This is a genomic window from Pseudoalteromonas sp. EB27 (genome assembly GCF_001974875.1).
GTDB lineage: Bacteria > Pseudomonadota > Gammaproteobacteria > Enterobacterales > Alteromonadaceae > Pseudoalteromonas.
On the sequence record NZ_MTQD01000008.1, the window covers coordinates 57,810 to 75,957 of the forward strand.

17 protein-coding genes are annotated in these 18,148 nt (G+C 39.6%); 10 read left to right on the top strand and 7 right to left on the bottom strand.

Annotated features, from left to right (window positions below; all coding sequences use genetic code 11):
- Window positions 1-38: 38 nt before the first annotated feature.
- The 5 genes from BW142_RS10340 to BW142_RS10360 all read left to right on the top strand — a co-directional run bounded on the left by BW142_RS10340 (window position 39) and on the right by BW142_RS10360 (window position 4,473).
- Window positions 39-497, top strand: a complete 459-nt coding sequence (locus BW142_RS10340) for a hypothetical protein (protein WP_024598225.1) — start codon at window positions 39-41, stop codon at window positions 495-497.
- A gap of 77 nt (window positions 498-574) precedes the next feature.
- Complete coding sequence (locus BW142_RS10345) at window positions 575-3,028, top strand: ATP-binding protein (RefSeq protein ID WP_253188816.1); 2,454 nt, start codon at window positions 575-577, stop codon at window positions 3,026-3,028.
- Window positions 3,029-3,030: 2 nt separating this feature from the next.
- Window positions 3,031-3,510 carry an FKBP-type peptidyl-prolyl cis-trans isomerase gene (locus BW142_RS10350; protein WP_076924815.1) on the top strand — a complete coding sequence of 160 codons (480 nt, stop codon included), beginning with the start codon at window positions 3,031-3,033 and terminating at the stop codon, window positions 3,508-3,510.
- Window positions 3,511-3,537: 27 nt separating this feature from the next.
- Window positions 3,538-3,792 (top strand): hypothetical protein, encoded by a 255-nt coding sequence (locus BW142_RS10355; protein WP_076924816.1) that lies wholly within the window; start codon window positions 3,538-3,540, stop codon window positions 3,790-3,792.
- 144 nt (window positions 3,793-3,936) lie between these two features.
- Window positions 3,937-4,473: a hypothetical protein gene (locus BW142_RS10360; protein ID WP_076924817.1), complete on the top strand. Its 537-nt coding sequence runs from the start codon at window positions 3,937-3,939 to the stop codon at window positions 4,471-4,473.
- A 21-nt stretch (window positions 4,474-4,494) separates the two neighbouring features.
- On the opposite strand, the gene BW142_RS10365 is transcribed toward BW142_RS10360, so the two are convergent.
- Window positions 4,495-5,019, bottom strand: coding sequence for a CIA30 family protein (locus tag BW142_RS10365; RefSeq protein ID WP_076924818.1), 525 nt, complete (start codon window positions 5,017-5,019; stop codon window positions 4,495-4,497).
- Between the two features lie 67 nt (window positions 5,020-5,086).
- Window positions 5,087-5,863, bottom strand: coding sequence for a hypothetical protein (locus BW142_RS10370; protein WP_076924819.1), 777 nt, complete (start codon window positions 5,861-5,863; stop codon window positions 5,087-5,089).
- 180 nt (window positions 5,864-6,043) lie between these two features.
- Here BW142_RS10370 and BW142_RS10375 point away from each other — a divergent pair, with 180 nt between their 5' ends.
- From BW142_RS10375 to BW142_RS10390, 4 genes are all read left to right on the top strand, one after another.
- Window positions 6,044-7,129, top strand: a complete 1,086-nt coding sequence (locus BW142_RS10375; RefSeq protein ID WP_076924820.1) for an alkene reductase — start codon at window positions 6,044-6,046, stop codon at window positions 7,127-7,129.
- Between the two features lie 152 nt (window positions 7,130-7,281).
- Complete coding sequence (locus tag BW142_RS10380; protein ID WP_076924821.1) at window positions 7,282-8,292, top strand: RDD family protein; 1,011 nt, start codon at window positions 7,282-7,284, stop codon at window positions 8,290-8,292.
- A 74-nt stretch (window positions 8,293-8,366) separates the two neighbouring features.
- Window positions 8,367-8,618: a type II toxin-antitoxin system Phd/YefM family antitoxin gene (locus BW142_RS10385; protein ID WP_076924822.1), complete on the top strand. Its 252-nt coding sequence runs from the start codon at window positions 8,367-8,369 to the stop codon at window positions 8,616-8,618.
- A 133-nt stretch (window positions 8,619-8,751) separates the two neighbouring features.
- Complete coding sequence (locus BW142_RS10390) at window positions 8,752-11,097, top strand: P-loop NTPase fold protein (protein ID WP_171972324.1); 2,346 nt, start codon at window positions 8,752-8,754, stop codon at window positions 11,095-11,097.
- Between the two features lie 70 nt (window positions 11,098-11,167).
- Here the strand turns inward: BW142_RS10390 and lnt are convergent, their stop codons facing one another.
- From lnt to miaB, 5 genes are read right to left on the bottom strand one after another with little or no spacing between them, the layout of a single operon-like run.
- Window positions 11,168-12,730, bottom strand: coding sequence for an apolipoprotein N-acyltransferase (gene lnt, locus BW142_RS10395; protein ID WP_171972325.1), 1,563 nt, complete (start codon window positions 12,728-12,730; stop codon window positions 11,168-11,170).
- A complete protein-coding gene (gene corC, locus BW142_RS10400) occupies window positions 12,711-13,595 on the bottom strand; it encodes a CNNM family magnesium/cobalt transport protein CorC (protein ID WP_007585597.1) in 885 nt (294 codons plus the stop codon). Before corC ends, lnt begins: the two co-directional genes overlap by 20 nt.
- Before the next feature lie 22 nt (window positions 13,596-13,617).
- Window positions 13,618-14,076 carry an rRNA maturation RNase YbeY gene (gene ybeY, locus BW142_RS10405; protein ID WP_076924825.1) on the bottom strand — a complete coding sequence of 153 codons (459 nt, stop codon included), beginning with the start codon at window positions 14,074-14,076 and terminating at the stop codon, window positions 13,618-13,620.
- 4 nt (window positions 14,077-14,080) lie between these two features.
- Complete coding sequence (locus tag BW142_RS10410) at window positions 14,081-15,139, bottom strand: PhoH family protein (protein WP_076924826.1); 1,059 nt, start codon at window positions 15,137-15,139, stop codon at window positions 14,081-14,083.
- 51 nt (window positions 15,140-15,190) lie between these two features.
- Window positions 15,191-16,639, bottom strand: coding sequence for a tRNA (N6-isopentenyl adenosine(37)-C2)-methylthiotransferase MiaB (gene miaB / locus BW142_RS10415; RefSeq protein WP_024598305.1), 1,449 nt, complete (start codon window positions 16,637-16,639; stop codon window positions 15,191-15,193).
- A gap of 256 nt (window positions 16,640-16,895) precedes the next feature.
- Here miaB and BW142_RS10420 point away from each other — a divergent pair, with 256 nt between their 5' ends.
- Window positions 16,896-18,065, top strand: coding sequence for an FAD-dependent monooxygenase (locus tag BW142_RS10420; RefSeq protein ID WP_253188817.1), 1,170 nt, complete (start codon window positions 16,896-16,898; stop codon window positions 18,063-18,065).
- Window positions 18,066-18,148: the final 83 nt, after the last annotated feature.

Below are 18,148 nucleotides of genomic sequence, written 5' to 3' on the forward strand. Positions count from 1 at the left end.
TATAGGGTGATTTAACAGCAATTTTGAAGGAGTATAAAATGGCAGATTATAAAGCATGGCTCAGCGATTTAACCAACTGGCTAAAAGATGTAAAAGATCACGAAGTAAAAGATACAGTTACTCGGTTTGTTGAATCTGAGCAGGCACTTAAAGATTTAGGACAAGAAAAGTACGGGTTATACAAAAGTTACTTACAGCGCGATATAGAACATGTCCAAGAAAACGAATCACACTATAATTCGCTTGCATGGCAAGAGCTTAAAGAGTCTCTTTGGTTTGAACTTTCGCACATAGAAGATAAAACTCAACTTGAGTGGCAATCTCTTAGTCAAGATTTTAAGCACAATGGTGTGTATCACGCAGGCGAATGGATAGCCATGGGCACATTAGTATGTAAGAATTGCACCCATAGTTACGATGTTTATCACGCTACACAAATTACACCGTGTATTGAGTGTGATGGAATCTATTTTAGTCGTAAGGCACTGCACCCTTAAATATAAGTATTAAGTGGCTGCGGGCCACTTAATACGCCCAAAGGCCAGCGAATATGCTGGTAAAAAAAGAAGTTAGAATGACGAAAAAATTGCTGCCACTATCTGTTTCAAAGCTCGCACCGAGTATTTCTACTAATCACGTAAACACGTGTATGAGCAATCCATACCCAGAGCAACTTACGTTTATAGGCCAACAACGCGCCCAAAGTGCTTTAGACTTTTCATTAGGGATGGAACTGCCGGGTTACAACGTTTATGTAATGGGCGAGGCCGCTCACGGGCGCTTTACGCTTGTTAAAGACAAACTTAAACAACACGCAAAAGACCGCTCAACGCCAAACGAATGGTTATACGTAAATAATTACGATGACCACAGAGAACCTATTGCGCTGTTTATGCAACCGGGCCAAAGTAAGCAACTTAGTGACGACATAGATTCATTTTTAGATGAAGTACTCGACACCTTTCCTGCTGCATTTGATAACCCAGCGTATCAGCGTAAGAAAAAATCAATCGATCGTGAGTTTAACGATGCCTACGATAGTGCTATTACCGCAGTAGAAATTGCCGCACTTGAACAAAGCGTTGCGTTAGTCGAAGAAAAAAATTCTGTAGGGTTTGCACCACTTGTTGATGGTAAACAGTTAAGCGACAGTGAATTTGGCGAACTTGAAGAAACATTGCGTGAAGAATTTTTTGAAAAAATAGAAAAACTCGAAGATGCATTAATAGAAGCGTTAATAGAGCTGCCACGTTGGAAACGCGAATCAAAAGAAAAACAACGCAATCTTAAAAAGTCGACTGCAGAGCAAGCCACTAAGCCACTTTTAAAAGACTTAGAACATAAATACGCAACTCACATTGGCGTACTGCGTTATTTAAAAGATATACGCGTTGAAATTATAGACGCGGTACTTGAATGGCTAGATGACGAAGATGAAAGTGAAGAAAGCAAAGAAGACTTTGATCGTAAAGGCATGCTTACCGACTTTTTTGCACCTAACATTTTAGTTGAGTTTAAAGAGGACGACGCAGCACCGGTTGTGTACGAGCCTAACCCAACATTTGGCAATATATTTGGCAAAATAGAGTACTCAACTTCGCAAGGCTCTTTAATTACTTGTTATCGCTCAATTCAGGCTGGTGCATTGCACCGTGCTAATGGCGGCTATTTAATTATGGACGCTGAAAAAATCATGGCAAACCCACAAGTGTGGGATGGTTTAAAACTCGCGTTAAAAACACATCAAATTAAAAACGACTTACCGTATCAAGACAGCACAGTAGGCACTAGCTTTACACTTCGCCCGCAGCTTATACCGCTTGATGTTAAAATTATTTTATTAGGTTCGCGTGAGCTGTACTACACCATAGGTGAATATGACGAAGAATTTGCAGAGCTATTTAGAGTATTGGCCGACTTTGATTACTACTTGCCAAGTAGCGATAAATTGCAATATCAGTTTATTACTAAAGTAACCGAGTATTGCGAGCAAACATTAAAGTGCACTGCAACGCAGGCTGCTATGGTGCGTTTACTTAAATTTAGTTACCGCCAAGCTGAGCATCAAAATAAATTATCAGCGCGTTTTGCTGATGTGCTTGAACTTATTGCAGAAGCGAGTTACTACGCAAAACAAGATAAATTAACCGTTATTGACGCGCACCATATTGACGAAGCCATTGAAGGCAAGCAATACCGTACCGGCCAAATTAGCGAAAATATGCTCAGTGATATAAAAGAAGGGCACACACTTATTGCTACTAGCGGTCAAGCCATTGGCAAAGTGAATGGCCTAACGGTACTGCACATTGGCGATACCTCGTTTGGTACACCTGCACGTATTACCGCAACGGTTTATGCGGGCGCCGATGGCGTAATAGATGTTGAACGCGAAGCTGAGCTTGGTAAAGCAATTCACTCAAAAGGCGTTATGTTGCTTACCGGTTATTTAGGAAATAAATACGCGCAGCACTTTAGTTTAACGCTTAGCGCTAATATTGCTATTGAGCAAAGCTATGGCTACATAGATGGTGATAGCGCATCTTTAGCAGAGTTGTGTGCGCTTATTTCGTCTATTACAAGCCTACCTATTAGCCAATCAATTGCGCTTACAGGCTCTATTAACCAACATGGTGATGTACAAGCCATTGGCGGCGTAAACGAAAAAATAGAAGGCTTTTTTAAACTGTGTAAAATGCGTGGTTTAACAGGTTCGCAAGGCGTTATCATTCCTAAATCAAACCAAGTTAACTTAGTGCTTGATGATGAAATACTTAATGCGGTTGATGCGGGTAAATTTAATATTTACGCAGTTGAAACCGTAGACCAAGCGCTTAACTTATTAATGGATATAGAAGCTGGCGATATTATTGATGACCAGTATCCAGAAAACTCAGTAAACGGTATTGCACTTGCTCGTCTTAAAGAAATTGCCGACATAGTAAATGGCGATGATGACGACGAAAAAGACGAAGAGCCAGATAATGAAAAGCTAGACAACGAAAAGCTAGACAACGAAAAAGGTTAATGATGATTAATATAATTTTGGCGGTAGTTATCGCCATTTTTTGTTTTTTAATATTTCAAAATAGTAAAAAAGCAAAACAACAAGCAGGCATAAATGCACAAATAGGTGCAGACTATTTAGCCGCTAACGCAAAGGTAGAGGGTGTAGTCGAAACCACATCAGGCTTACAGTACAAAATAGTGCATAAAGGTGAGAGTGAGAACACACCGAGCCCAACAAGTATAGTTAACGTGCATTACCACGGCACACTAATCGACGGTACTGTGTTTGACAGCTCAGTAGAGCGTAAAACACCGATTAGCTTTGGTTTACATCAAGTTATTAAAGGCTGGACTGAGGGTTTACAACTTATGAGCCCGGGCGATAAATACACGTTATATGTACCGCACCAATTAGCGTACGGCGAAAAGCGTGTAGGGAGTATTCCTCCTGCCTCAGTACTTATTTTTGAAGTAGAGTTACTGGCAATTGAGTCTGAGTGATTAAATTAAATAACAAGGAAGTAAGTTATGAATAAAGACGAATTACTTAAAATAGCCAAGGGTGATATTAACTTTACCTTTCAATCTATTATTTATGCATTAGCGCTGTGCTTACTCGTTGCAGCTGTTTTTTTACTAGAGATGAGCGTTAACCTACAAATGGGTTTAATGGTTTGTATTATTGGTGTGTTTGGCATGACTATTTATAATAATTTAAATACCCGCCTAAATGCGGCACTTGCACTTATTGCGCTCTCACAAGATAACCAAAGCACTAAGTAAGCAACGAGTTAGTTTAATAAATTGGTATAAGCCCTACTTTAATAAAGTGGGGCTTTTTGCTTTTAGCTAACAATAAAATTTACTCAAGGATTTTAATACGAGGTCGATACCTATAAAAAGGTAAACTATTTTAGGGACAAAATAATGAAGGTTTCAGCGGCTCCCATTCCATACCAAGTACACAGCTCAAATACTCAACTTTCAGCGCAATCAGATAAACTAGCTGTTGAAAAAGCGAGTGAAGAAAAGAGCGAGGAAGAAAATGAGGAAGAGCCAAAATATGTGTTATCAAAGTTTTTAGATACCAAAGCGCAAGAATACAGTGAAGATAACGCTACGTTTAGCAATCAATATAAAAACCTTGAAAAAGTATATAAACACTTCACTGGACGAGTTATTGCGCTGCAAGAACAAATTAACAAACTTAAACAAAGTCCCGTACAACGCAGTTTAACTATAAATACTTCTGCAAGTGAGCTAAATAAAAGTGATACGAGTTTAACTTTAGATGCAGAGCACCTAGGTGCAAAAAAATATAAAAACACGCAACAGCAAGATCAAATAGATATGTTAGAGCTGCAATTAGGGGAGTTAAAGTCAGAACAAGCAGCAATAAAACAACAAATGGTTGAGCTGGTTATTAGTGAAATGAAAAGGCGGGGCGACGACTATACTATTTAGCGCCACCAACATGCTGGTGGGCTAGCTTTTAAACTCAATTTTACCCACTTCAAGTTTAAACTTACCTTCTTGTTTGCCTGCAATCATAAAGCCTAGCTGTTTTATATCGTCAAGATCAATAATAACCTGCTGCTCAAGCACGCGACCGCGATACGTTAAAGTAAAATCACTCGGAGCAAAGTTTATATCTACCCATTCATTTTTTACTGTTTTAAATGAGTGGGTGTACGCTGCGCCATCAAGGTAATTGGTAGTTCTGAGCCTAAGCTGATAGGTTTGTCCATCGCCTTTAACACGCAGCGCTATAGCTTTAGTATTTTGGCTTTGTGTATTTAACTCTGTACGTATTGATGCAAAACCACCGTTGTTTTCAAGCGATATATTCCCTTCAAATATTAAACTTTTAGCAGTTTGGTTTACTTGGCTATTTGATACCCCACCCATTACTGAGTCGTTAACAACGTACCAGCGCTGGTTTGCATTCGCTTGTGCACTTACAACTAATAAATTAAATACAAAAAGTGATGATAGTTGTTTGGTGATCATGGCTTACTCCTAAATACTTTAAGCTTATCAATACGGATAAACATATTATTTGTTCACTTATTTAAAGCTAATTATTTTTACTGCTCCATTTTTTCATGATTTTTTCAAACATAATTTCTTTATCAGTTTTATCCTCAGGACAGGGTTTACCGCTACCTTGAGGCATGCCATTACTACCAAATACGGTTGAAGTATCAATTAAATAGCATTTACCGTTAAATTTTTCTAATCGTCGTGTGCCTGTTGTATTTTGGCTAATAACTTCTGAGTTGTCAGATTTTACTGGCGTTTTAATAGTCGGCTTATTGTTTATCTCATCACTTGCAGAGCCATTGTCTTCACCAAAGGAGACCATTTTTTTATGAGTCATATTATTTACAGGTGAGCCAAATAGCGGCGCATATGGATTTAGCTTTTTAAATGTTTGAGAAGCTTTTGTTGGAGGGTCTGAAGGCGCAGCTGACTGGGGTTCAGTAGGTTTAACAGAGTCATTTTTAAGCTCTGTTTGTGCCTTTTGTAAAGTGGTGGTTTTGGCTTTTATTTTTTTAGTCACCTTTACTTTGGTTTTTGTAAAATCTTTTTTTATAGGTGTAGTGTTAGAGGTCGCTGCATTTGGTGCATCTGTTTTAGTATTTACAGGTTTTATATCGGGCGCATTGGTTGTTGTAACAACTGGGCTTGGCCTAGGTAGGCTAGCTAAATTAACTGTAACATAGGCCTGTATTATTGCGCTTTCCTTTTCCTTTGGCGGCTCAACTTTAATAGATTGCGAAAACAAAAAGTACAACACAATAGCGTGTATACAAAACGAGATAACCCACGGCCATGCATTCCCTTTATTCACATCAAACCCTCAACATAATAGTGCTGTTATGAGTCAATAAAATACATTTAGTTCACCTAAAGTTAATGTGTTTTACTTTGTGGCTTTATTGCAGATACAACAAAACTATTTTGCAGTTTCTGTTGTTTTTGCAGGTGCTTGGTTACGTTATTATGAGCGCAATCAAACTTAGGAGGCATTATGATATTACTTTTTGAACCAATAGAACTTGCAGGTAAAACATTAAAAAACCGTATTGTTATGCCCCCAATGACCCGCTCGCGTTCAACACAGCCCGGCGATATAGCTAACGACTTAATGGCAACATATTACTCACAGCGCGCAAGTGCCGGGCTAATTGTAAGCGAAGGTACGCAAATTAGTGAGCTTGGTAAAGGTTACGCTTGGACTCCGGGTATTTATTCAAATGAGCAAGTTGCAGGCTGGAGTAAAGTAACAAGCGCAGTACATAGCGCTGGTGGCGTGATGTTTGCTCAGCTTTGGCATGTTGGTCGCGTAACTCACAGTGACAACACCGGTGGCGTGCAGCCTATTTCAGCCTCGGCCATTGCTGCAAAAGACGTAAAAGTATTTGTAGATACAAACGGCACACCGGGTTTTGTAGATACTCAGTTACCACGCGAGATGAGCAAACAAGATATTACGCAAGTCATAGGCGAATTTCGTCAAGCTGCTAAAAATGCAGTTAATGCAGGATTTGATGGCATAGAGCTTCATGCTGCAAATGGTTACCTTATTAACCAATTTTTAGACTCAGAGTCAAATGCTCGCACCGATGAATATGGTGGCAGCGTGCAAAACCGTATACGCTTTTTAATTGAAGTGGTAAATGCTGTTAGCGACGAAATTGGTAGCAGCAAAGTAGGCGTAAGACTTGCCCCGTTAACAACCCTTAATGGCACAGTAGACGAAAACCCTGAGGAAACTTACTTAGCGGTTTCTGAGGCATTAAATAAAGCCGGTGTAGGTTATATACATATAGCCGAAGCCGATTGGGATGACGCACCTTTAATGAGTGTTGAGTTTAAACACGCCATTCGTAAAGCCTACAGCGGTGTATTAATTTACGCAGGCAAGTACACAAAAGAGCGCGCAGACAAAGCACTTAGCCAAGGCTGGGCCGACATGATTGGTTTTGGTCGCCCGTTTGTATCAAACCCAGACTTACCAGCCCGCTTAAAGCAAGGCAAGCCTCTTAACAGCCACAACCCCGACACTTTGTTTGGTGGTGCAGAGCAAGGCTACACCGATTATCCAACGGTATAATTGCTAGTAAGTAATAAACATTGAGTAAAAACATAAAGGGCTGCATTTTATGCAGCCCTTTTTTGTGCACTGATTCTATTAGCTTTACCTTGAGCAAAAAATAAAAAACGCGTAAGTTAACCGGGTTACCTATTTTAATAACAAGAAAAAAAATGAAAGCCAAAGAGATAGAACAATTAGAATTATCAAATTCTGAAACCCGAGAAGTTATTACACCCTACGCCTTTAAAATTGACAGTGCTTTACTAGGCTTGCCTTTGGCTACACCTAGTAGGCGTGCATTAGCGATTATTATTGATGTTGCACTGATATTTTTAGCAGCCAAGCTCAGCGCGGCTTTAATAGCATTTGTTGCTGCCATGGCTTTTTATAAAGGTACGGCTCAGCAATACCTCCCAAAAATGTCGAGTGTGTGGCGAAGAATCTTAAAAGTAACGGCAGCAAGTATTTTATTTGTAAGCGCACTTACTATGCTTTCAATTGGCATAGATTACCTAGAAGACGATAACGCTGATCAAGGTTTGGCTGTTCAGGGCGTAAAAATACAAGATGAAATTCAGCTTACCGCCACAGAAAAGCAACGGGTAAATACTTATTTAGCGCAAACAGCCGATGAGAGCTGTGATCAACCTTGCCAACAAAATGCGCTTGATAATTTAATAGGGGAAGTACCCAAATTAGCAAAAATGGATGACCTACAAAGCCCACAACTTGCTACCGTGTTTTTACAGTTGTTAGTACTCAGTGAAAATAACGAAATAAAGCCTGCACAGTTAATAGAAGAAAAACCTGCACAAACAACCACAAATAGTATTTTGCAGTGGAGCAAAGGCATTATTCAAGACCTAGGCTTGGGTTTTGGCTGGGCTGCGGTTTACTTTACGTTGTTCTCGCTGCTTTGGCGTGGCCAAACACCAGGTAAAAAAGCATGTAACATCCGCGTAGTTGCCCTAAGCGGTGATCCATTAGGTTTATTAGACTGTTTTGGTCGCTACGGCGGCTACGGTGCAGGTTTTGCTACGGGTTTATTGGGGTTCCTGCAGATATATTGGGACCCAAACAGACAAGCAATTCAAGATAAAATATCAGCGACGGTGGTGATTCGAGGTAGCTTGAATCAACCGGTGAATGTTGAAACGGTTGTAGATGTAGTGAAAGAGTAAAGTAATTATAAGAATATACAGATTGAGTTAAAAAACTTAAAATTAAGTACAGGTTTAACTTTATCAGGTGTTTTATGAAAGCGTTATTAGCTGATTGTTCAGCAAGTATTTCAGAACTGAGAAAAAATCCAATTGCGCTCTTAAATAAAGCTGGTGGAAAGAGCATCGAAATTTCGAAATATAATAAGACAGTTGCTTATTTAGTTCCTGCACAAATGTATGAATTGATAATGGATCAGCTTGATGACTATGAATTAGCTAAAATTATTGAAAGTCGTAGAGCTGACTTATCTCAGGAGGTTGAAGTTAGCATTGATGACTTATAGCTCTTATCAATTGAATTACATTAATTAGAAAAAGCTAATGCTTAAAGTGACATAAAGTAGCTCAGACTATTTTTCTGTTTATATTAGGGCGTGTTAGCATACAAAAAAGTAAATATTGAGTACATGGATGAATATGGTAACTTTTTCTCGTTATACGACATTAATTTTATATGGTGTTATTACCTATATTTTGTTTTTAATTATGTCTTCGGTAACGATTAATCAAGGATTGTGGCTCGCTTGGACTAATCTTCTTCACAAAACATTTAATACTTCAAATTTCACACCTTCGTATGGTTACGCTACATTATTATTTTTAGCAGGCTTAGCCGTAAATAAAATAGCAGATAGCTTTTCTATCTATAATTCAAAAAGATATTGGCAATTTAATTGGCGATACCCTTCTCTCATACTATCAGTAACATGCACTATTGCTATTTGGTTGTTTTTTGAATCTAGAGCAACCGGTTCTTTGATTAGTTTAGAGTTAATACTTTTATATTTACCTCTTATAGTCGGATTAGTATTTTTACCTGCACTTGAGTTTTTAAAAGTTCGTATTACGCAAAAAATAACTCCTCTATGTATTGATGACCCAAAAAACAACGATTCAACGCGGCATATCGCTAAACAAATTGAAGAAACTTTATGCGATGAGAAAAATCAAGCAAAGAGTATACGCATTTTAATATGTGGACCGTTTGGTGTGGGGAAGACAACGGCAATAAATTTAGCAGTTGATAAACTAAAAAATAAAAAAGAACTGCCTAAATTAGTTCACTGCAATATTGATCTGTGGGGTGTTGAAGCTGAATCTATTATCCAATATGTATTAGATGAAGTGCTAATAGGACTAGGTACAGAAATAGATATGTGTAAATTCCGCTCTTTACCGTCGCACTATATTTCAGCTATGAATGCAGGTAATACGTCTTCTAAAATATTTGCAGCGTTTATGCATAAACCTACATCTCCAGATGCACTTTTAAAAAACTTAGGTGATGCCATTAATGCAGCAAATTTAAGATTATTAGTCACAATCCAAGATCTCGATCGTAATCAAAAGGCGCTAGACAGCCTCCATGCGCTTGCTGGCCTGTTAGATAGATTAGAAGAACTGCAAGGTATTGATTATATTTTTGCAGGTGAAAACCGCCCAGAGTTTTCTGATACTTTACTGCGTATTTGCCCAATACGATTTGATTTTTCTAAACCAAATTTTATTAAAGAAATAACCGAGTTAGAAAATAAGTTAATAGATAATGATACGCAAGTGTATTATCAAAAAGTTCTTTTAAAGCCAGGTGTATCTAGGCGCCCACTACAACTTATAAATAAATTGTTACCTTCATTTAGAGCATTGCATACTCTTGAAGAGCAAATTAAATCTGCTTGGCTGGCATTGTGCGGTGAAGTGTTATTTTACGATCTTGTATTACTTCAGGTATTGAAAAATAATAACCCACCCATTTACGATGCACTGATAGTGTTACTAAATAATACAGCCTTTAAAAGCCAACCATTAGATGAGTTTATTACAGATAACTTTTCTCGGGAAGATAATTTAGATAAAGAACTTATAAAAGCTTGTTTAGAGCACTTTCGCTTAATTGATCTTTTTTTAGGTATAAAAAGTAAAGAAACGAATATTTCAAAAGATAGAGTGCCAAATCATGTTTTATCATTTTATAAACACGAGCATATAAGTAGATCCTTAATAGGAGGCAGACTTGAAAATAGTAAGCTTAAACAAAGGCACGTTTTTAAAACGTTAAATAAAATAGCGAATGGTGGTAGCCGTCATATTAAAAACCAAGCAATTACTGACTTATGTGCTGCTGTGGAAAATGATGAGACTTCTAGCTTTTGGCTTGATTCCATTGAGCGCTATGGCTGGTGTATTCTTTACAATGAAATTGAAGATGAAACGACCGCTAAACAATTATTTGAAAAAGCGATTAATGTCCAATCATCAAGAAAGTCTTTTGACCTTTTAACATCATTTGCAGTAAGGGGTTACAAAGTAAACCCAAGTAGTGCATTTATGAACTATCTTTTTTCAGAAAGAATAATAAACGACTTATTTGAGCAACGTACCTGTTTTACATATGGTACTTTGTTTGCGCTATTGAAAATTTATAGTAATTTTAGCTCATTTGGACGTTTTGGTAGTGAGCCCCAAAATTATAAAGCTCCTATGAACAATCTTATTTTACAATTTATTGATGGCAATGATTCTGTCAGCGACGCTAATTTGTTGTATTTGTTTTCAAGTAATGCCGATGATATCCCTGATTTATTACTTGCTCTAAATAAATCGACTCTAAATAAAGTACAGTCTTTGATTAAAAATATTAAATCAGAAAATACCCGTGTGATTTATAGTCAAATAGCTGAAGCACGAGAAGCAAATGATGATGAATTTGAAGGTATAAGAAGTGATGCATTAAAATTGATATCGCAAATGTTAAAGCTTTAGTTTCAATTAATTGAGGCAGTTATTATAGCTTGAAATTAAAGCGCGATAATTACCTTATCGCGCTTTAATTTTAAATATTTATTTTATCTTTCAGTTTTACCCCAAACCCAATAACTCCCAGTAACAACACAAATCCCCATACAAACACATTGCCGTATTGGCTGTACACGCTGTCGCCTTTTATAAGCTTAATGTTGGCTTTCAATATGGTAGCTTCAAACTGAGGCATGGTTTGTTGTGTGTGGCTTATTGGGTCGTATACGGCGCTTACGCCATTGTTGGTAACTCGCACTAGAGGGCGTTGTAGTTCGAGCGCGCGCATGCGGGCTATTTGCATATGTTGCAAAGGTCCAATAGAGTCGCCAAACCAGGCATCGTTACTTACTGTAAAGAGTAGGTCGGAGTCGCTTTTGTAATTACCGCGAACTAAATCGGCAAAAACAATTTCGTAGCAAATAGCGGGTAGTAAGTTATAGCCATTGGCGCGTAAGTTGTTTTGCACTTTGTCGCCACGGGTAAACGACGACATAGGTAAATCGAATAATGGGGCAATAGGGCGCAAAAAGTCTTGAAACGGTACAAATTCGCCAATAGGTAATAGCTGGTGTTTTTGATAGCGGTTTTTATCAAGGTAATGGTAATGCCCATGTTCGTCGCCGCGTTCTTTATTACCAACCACAATAAGTGTATTGAATATGTTTTTGGTGTCTCGCTGATAGTCAACAATACCGGTTACAAGGGCGGTTTTATTAAACGAGGCTGCACTGTCTAAATTGGCTAGATAGGAATCAGCAAGCATTTCTATTTCAGGCACTGCGGCTTCGGGCCATACTATTAAGTCGGCATCCCAATGTGGGCGTGTCATGTCTTGGTATTTGCTCATTGTGGTCCAAAACTCGCTTGGCTCAAAGCGCAGATGTTGCTGTATGTTGCCTTGTACGAGTAATACTGACATGTTTTTATCTGTGTAATGAATACTGCCAGTGGTGTTTGCACCTGTAAAAATAAGCGCAACAGCTGTAGCAGTAACCGCCGGGGTTTTAAAATCTTTTTGGGTAAGTTTATATAGTGCAAAGCCAATAGCGATACACACGAGGGTTAAGCCAAACTCGCCAATATAAGGGGCAAGCAGCCTTAAAGGTCCGTCGGTTTGTGTGTAGCCAAAACTTAACCACGGGAAACCGGTAAGTACGGTGCCACGTAAATACTCACTAATTGCAAAGCAGGCAATTAGTAATGCGCCAAAGCTTTTAGGACCAGTGGCAAAGCGTGTAGTTGCCCAAAAGGCAAGTGCGGGAAATAATGCTAAGTATGAGCACAAAAAAGCCATTAACGAGAGCGATGCTATAAGCGGCATACCGCCAAAGGTGGCAATAGAAACATGTACCCAGCTTATACCTGCACCAAACCAGCCTAGGCCAAATATAAAGCCATATTTAGCGGCGGTTTTTGCGTGTGCTTTACCGGTATTATTGGGATTAACGCAAAAAATTATGGCACCAAGGCTAATAAATACGATGGGCCAAATTTCAAAGGGAGCATAGCCAAAAGTTAAAACAAGGCCCGCAACCAGTGCGAGCCATGCTTTTTTATCTTTTGCTAATAGGGTAAGTCTAGTTAGCAGTTTCTTCACTGTCGTTATCATCAGCCTTAGGAACGGTGACTTGCAGTTGCAAAATACGACGATTGTCGGCGTTGGTTACTTTAAATTGGTAACCTTCTATGTCAATCGTTTCACCACGGCTTGGCATATGGCCAAATGCGTGCAGTACAGTTCCGCCAATAGTATCGGCTTCGTCTGTGCTGTAGCCTGTTTTAAAATGCTCGTTAAAGTCATCTACAGGTGTGAGTGCTTGCACTACGTGAACATGTTTAGCAAGTCGACGAATATCTTGATGTTCTTCTTCTTCGTCGTGCTCATCTTCGATTTCGCCAACAATTATTTCAAGAATATCTTCAATCGTTACCAAGCCCGATACGCCGCCGTATTCGTCAATAACAACAGCCATATGGTAGCGTTGCTGACGAAATTCGTTTAGCAGTGTATCAACACGTTTGCTCTCAGGTACTACCATTGCTGGTCGTAAATAATCGCGTATTGATGGTAAATGCTCGTCTTTATTTAAGATCAGTGGCAATAAATCTTTAGCGAGTAAAAAACCTTCTACATGGTCTTTGTCTTCAATCACCACTGGAAAGCGTGAGTGAGTTGAGTCAACCATCATTGGAATTAGCTCTTCAAGCGGGCTGTCGATCTCAAGAGTGATCATTTGTGAGCGCGGAACCATTATGTCTCGCACTTTAAGCTCAGACACGCCAAGCACACCTTCTATCATCTCTTTTGTTTCAGGATCGATTACGTCTCGTTCTTGCGCATCGGCAATAACTTCGACCAGCTCTTCTCTATTCTGGGGTTCCCCTTGCAACATTTGGGCTATTCTGCCCAACCACGTTTTGCCAGAAGAACCCTGGCTAGATTGCGAGTTACCGTCGCTCATTGCGTCTAATTGCTCCGTTAATTTAAATATCGTCCCGGTATGGGTCTGCTATGTTTAGCTCTGCAAGTAATTGCTTTTCGATGCTTTCCATCTCTAAAGCATCGTCACTCTTTATATGGTCAAATCCAAGCAAATGCAAGCATCCGTGAATAACCATGTGAGCAAAGTGGTCATGAAATGACTTCTCTTGCTCAATTGCTTCAGCTAATACAATGGCTGGGCAAATAATTAAATCACCAACCAAGGGAATATCTATTCCTGGTGGTGCTTCAAATTCGAACGACAGTACGTTGGTCGGTTTATTTTTACCACGATAGTCGTTATTAAGTTGTTGCGATTGCGCTTCGTCGCTAATAACGATACTGAGTTCTGACTCGTCACGGTATTGGCTAAGGGCTTTGTCGGCCCACAGTGCAAATTGCTCTTCGCTTGGGAGATTGTCAAACTCACAGGCTACTTGTAAATCAAGTTCGGTTGTCAAAGTATTACTCTTTAGTAGTAGGCTGTTGAAGAGCTGCAAGTGCGTCTTTTGCATTTTGCTTTTCAATGCGCTTTAGTCGCTCGCTTTCGTCGTTTCGCTCGTAGGCTTCAACTATGCGTGCTACAACAGGGTGGCGTACTACGTCTTGGGCTTTAAAGTAGTTAAAGCTAATTTCGTTTACGCCATCAAGTACTTCCATTGCATGGCGAAGGCCTGAACGTGTGCCACGAGGTAAATCGACCTGTGTTATATCGCCTGTAATAACCGCTTTTGAGTTAAACCCTATACGGGTTAAAAACATTTTCATTTGCTCGGCGGTGGTATTTTGGCTTTCATCTAAAATAATAAAGGCATCGTTTAAAGTACGTCCGCGCATATAAGCAAGCGGGGCGACTTCAATGATATTTTTTTCGATGAGTTTTTCTACTTTTTCAAAACCTAGCATTTCAAAAAGAGCGTCGTAAAGAGGGCGCAGATACGGGTCTATTTTTTGACTTAAATCGCCTGGTAAAAAGCCAAGCTTTTCACCGGCTTCTACAGCAGGACGCGTTAATAATATACGGCGTATTTCTTGGCGCTCAAGGGCGTCAACGGCGGCAGCAACTGCAAGGTAGGTTTTACCAGTACCAGCAGGGCCAATACCAAAGGTAATATCGTGGTTTAAAATATTAGCCACATAAACACCTTGGTTGTCGTTACGTGGTTTAATAACACCACGGCGCGTTTTAATCACCATTTCTTTGCCGTAAGCGCTGCTTGATGCATCTTGCTCTAGGGCTTTTGATTCGGTAATAGCTAAATGAACGGCTTCGGGTTCTATTTCGCCTAAGACACCACGAATTGGCTGAGTATCAACATAAAGGTTTTTTAAGATTTCTACAGCGCCGGCGCAGTTGTGTAGTTTACCGGTTACTTTAAAGAAGTTGTCACGGTGAATTATTTCAACAGCCAGGTGGCGCTCAATTTGTTTGATGTTTTCGTCAAACGGGCCACATAAAGAAGAAAGGCGTTTGTTATCGGCAGGTTCTAAATAAATCTCTAATGTTTTTAACTGATTACTCAAAATTGCTTCCTATAGTACTGCGCCAGCGTTAACTGGCGCTAATAATTTTGACTAAGGAACGAAAGTAGCTACGCCAATTTCGTTAACAGTGTCTGGTTTTGGCTCTGCAGCTGCAGCTTTAGTTAAAATAGCTGAAGGAGCGATTTCACGTCGTAAGTTCATTTCTGATTCTGTACGAATTAAGTCACCACGTAAAGAGTTAGGTAGTGCTTCGGTAATACGTACGTCAACAAACTGTCCGATCACTGTGTGCGGGCCAACAAAATTAACTACACGGTTATTTTCGGTACGGCCACGTAATTCCATTGGGTTCTTTTTAGAAGGACCTTCAACAAGTATACGTTGCTCTGTATCGAACATTTGACGGCTAATTTGCTGTGCCATTTGTGTAATACGGTTTTGTAGTAAGTATAAGCGTTCTTTTTTCTCTTGCTCTGTTACGTCATCTGGCAAATCTGCCGCTGGCGTACCTGGGCGTGCACTGTAAATAAAGCTAAAGCTCATATCAAAACCAATGTCGCTAATAAGCTTCATGGTTGCTTCAAAATCTTCTTTACTTTCGCCTGGGAAACCAATAATGAAATCTGACGACATGCTTAAGTTAGGGCGAATTTTGCGTAACTTACGAATTGTCGATTTGTATTCAATTGCCGTATGGCCACGTTTCATTAAGTTTAATATACGGTCTGAACCACTTTGTACTGGTAGGTGTAAGTGATCTACAAGCTCTGGTACATCAGCGTAAACGTCAATGATGTCTGGCGTAAATTCTACCGGGTGCGATGTGGTGTAACGAATACGGTCAATACCATCAATAGCAGCAATAAGACGAATTAAATCTGAGAAATAACATATTTCGCCATCGTGCGTGTCGCCGCGGTATGCGTTTACGTTTTGGCCTAGTAGGTTTACTTCACGTACGTTTTGCTCAGCAAGCTGTGCAATTTCTAGTAATACGTCATCTACTGGGCGGCTAACTTCTTCGCCGCGAGTATACGGTACAACACAAAAAGTACAGTATTTAGAACAGCCTTCCATAATTGATACAAACGCAGATGGGCCATCTGCTTTTGGCTCTGGCAGGCGGTCAAACTTTTCAATCTCTGGGAATGAAATATCAACAACCGATGAGCCTTTATCGCCTTGCACTTGTTTAATCATTTCTGGTAAACGGTGTAGCGTTTGCGGGCCAAAAATTACATCTACAAATGGTGCACGTTGGCGAATAGAGTCGCCTTCTTGTGAGGCAACACAACCACCTACACCAATTATTAAATCTGGCTTGTCGTCTTTTAACAACTTCCAACGACCTAGCTGGTGAAATACTTTTTCTTGTGCTTTTTCACGAATTGAACAGGTGTTAAGTAAGATTACGTCGGCATCTGTTGCATCATCAGTTAGCTGGTAGCCATTGGTGGCATCTAAAAGTTCAGCCATTTTCTGAGAGTCGTATTCGTTCATCTGACAACCCCAGGTTTTAATATGCAGCTTTTTGCTCATTGAAATATTGCCTCGTGTTCAATTCGATAGTGGCACAAAAATGTGCTAGAAACAGGATTAAGGAGCAAGCATGCTCACTTAAAGGAGGCGTATTTTAGCTGGATACCCGCCCAGATCCAAGTATAGTTTTCATGTTTGTGATCTCAAATCAATACAGAGCGAGTTTAATCAGCTGTTAGGGATATCCTCTGGTATAAAACAAATTAATTTTGATACAATCAAAACAGACTCAAGTAATAATAAAATGATGAAAAACATGACTAAAAATAATGTGATAGTAGTTGGCGGAGGCATGGTTGGCGCGGCTATGGCGATAAAGCTGGCTCAACAAGGCTTTGGCGTGCGCATAATTGAAAAACACCTAATAGACCCATCGCACATTCTTAGTAGCGATAAGGTGGATATTAGAGTGTCTGCTATTAATCGTTTTTCAGAAAATTTACTTGATGAATTAGGCGCAATGCCTCTTTTAAGGCAAAATCGCATAGCACCTTATCAACAATTAGAGGCTTTTGAGCGCGGTGGTGACAATTTATTATTTGATTGCGCCGACATAAACACGACACATTTAGGCCACTTGATTGAAAATAGTCTAATTCAAGCAAGTTTGTGGCAGCAATTTGGGCATTACAAGATTGAGGTTATTGAGCAATCATTACCGGTAACTAAAGTAGAGCAAACGGATGATTTAATTACGCTTGTGTATGGTGATCAAACCTATACGGCTGATTTAGTAATTGCCGCCGATGGCGGGCAATCGCAATTGCGTGATAAAGCTAATATTGGTATTACGGGATGGCAGTACCAACAGCATTGCATGGGGGTATTAATTAAACTCGATGCCCCGCAACAAATTAAAACATGGCAACAGTTTACACCAACCGGGCCATTAGCATTTTTACCAATGCAGGCACCGTATGCTAATTTAATTTGGTACGACAATGCAAATACACTACAAGCATTTAAAGGGCTAAACCCAACTCAGTTAAAAACGCACATACTGAATAAGTTCCCAGAACTTGCTGGAGACTTTGAAGTACAAACCCATGCGATATTTCCGCTAACTCGCCAACATGCAAATAGCTATTCGCAAGGGCGTTTGGTTTTAGTGGGCGATGCAGCGCATACAATTAATCCTCTTGCAGGGCAGGGCGTTAATTTAGGTTTTCAGGACGTAGTGGCACTTGCTGAAGTTTTAAACGAAGCAGGAGATATAGGTTGCCCTCTGAAACTTAAAGAATACGAACGAGCCCGCCGCAGGGCTAATTTATTAATGATGAGCATGATGGACGCGTGTTACTTTGGGTTTTCAAATAACATTACGCCACTTAAATGGGCACGTAGCCAGTTTTTAAAAATGGCCAATAATACGGGGCCAATAAAAAACTGGGTTTTAAAATACGCAATTAGCGGTGATTTAGGCTAAATTTAAAGTAGGTATTTAAAAGGCTCATTTATGAGCCTTTTTTTATGCCTGTTTTTAAGTCAGCAAATAGTGACTCGGCTATA

Bases quoted from the DNA above. Each gene is read 5' to 3' on its own strand.
- BW142_RS10340 (WP_024598225.1), top strand. From the start codon at position 39: ATGGCAGATTATAAAGCATGGCTCAGCGATTTAACCAACTGGCTAAAA.
- BW142_RS10345 (WP_253188816.1), top strand. From the start codon at position 575: ATGACGAAAAAATTGCTGCCACTATCTGTTTCAAAGCTCGCACCGAGT.
- BW142_RS10350 (WP_076924815.1), top strand. From the start codon at position 3,031: ATGATTAATATAATTTTGGCGGTAGTTATCGCCATTTTTTGTTTTTTA.
- BW142_RS10355 (WP_076924816.1), top strand. From the start codon at position 3,538: ATGAATAAAGACGAATTACTTAAAATAGCCAAGGGTGATATTAACTTT.
- BW142_RS10360 (WP_076924817.1), top strand. From the start codon at position 3,937: ATGAAGGTTTCAGCGGCTCCCATTCCATACCAAGTACACAGCTCAAAT.
- BW142_RS10365 (WP_076924818.1), bottom strand. From the start codon at position 5,019: ATGATCACCAAACAACTATCATCACTTTTTGTATTTAATTTATTAGTT.
- BW142_RS10375 (WP_076924820.1), top strand. From the start codon at position 6,044: ATGATATTACTTTTTGAACCAATAGAACTTGCAGGTAAAACATTAAAA.
- BW142_RS10380 (WP_076924821.1), top strand. From the start codon at position 7,282: ATGAAAGCCAAAGAGATAGAACAATTAGAATTATCAAATTCTGAAACC.
- BW142_RS10385 (WP_076924822.1), top strand. From the start codon at position 8,367: ATGAAAGCGTTATTAGCTGATTGTTCAGCAAGTATTTCAGAACTGAGA.
- BW142_RS10390 (WP_171972324.1), top strand. From the start codon at position 8,752: ATGGTAACTTTTTCTCGTTATACGACATTAATTTTATATGGTGTTATT.
- corC (WP_007585597.1), bottom strand. From the start codon at position 13,595: ATGAGCGACGGTAACTCGCAATCTAGCCAGGGTTCTTCTGGCAAAACG.
- miaB (WP_024598305.1), bottom strand. From the start codon at position 16,639: ATGAGCAAAAAGCTGCATATTAAAACCTGGGGTTGTCAGATGAACGAA.
- BW142_RS10420 (WP_253188817.1), top strand. From the start codon at position 16,896: ATGACTAAAAATAATGTGATAGTAGTTGGCGGAGGCATGGTTGGCGCG.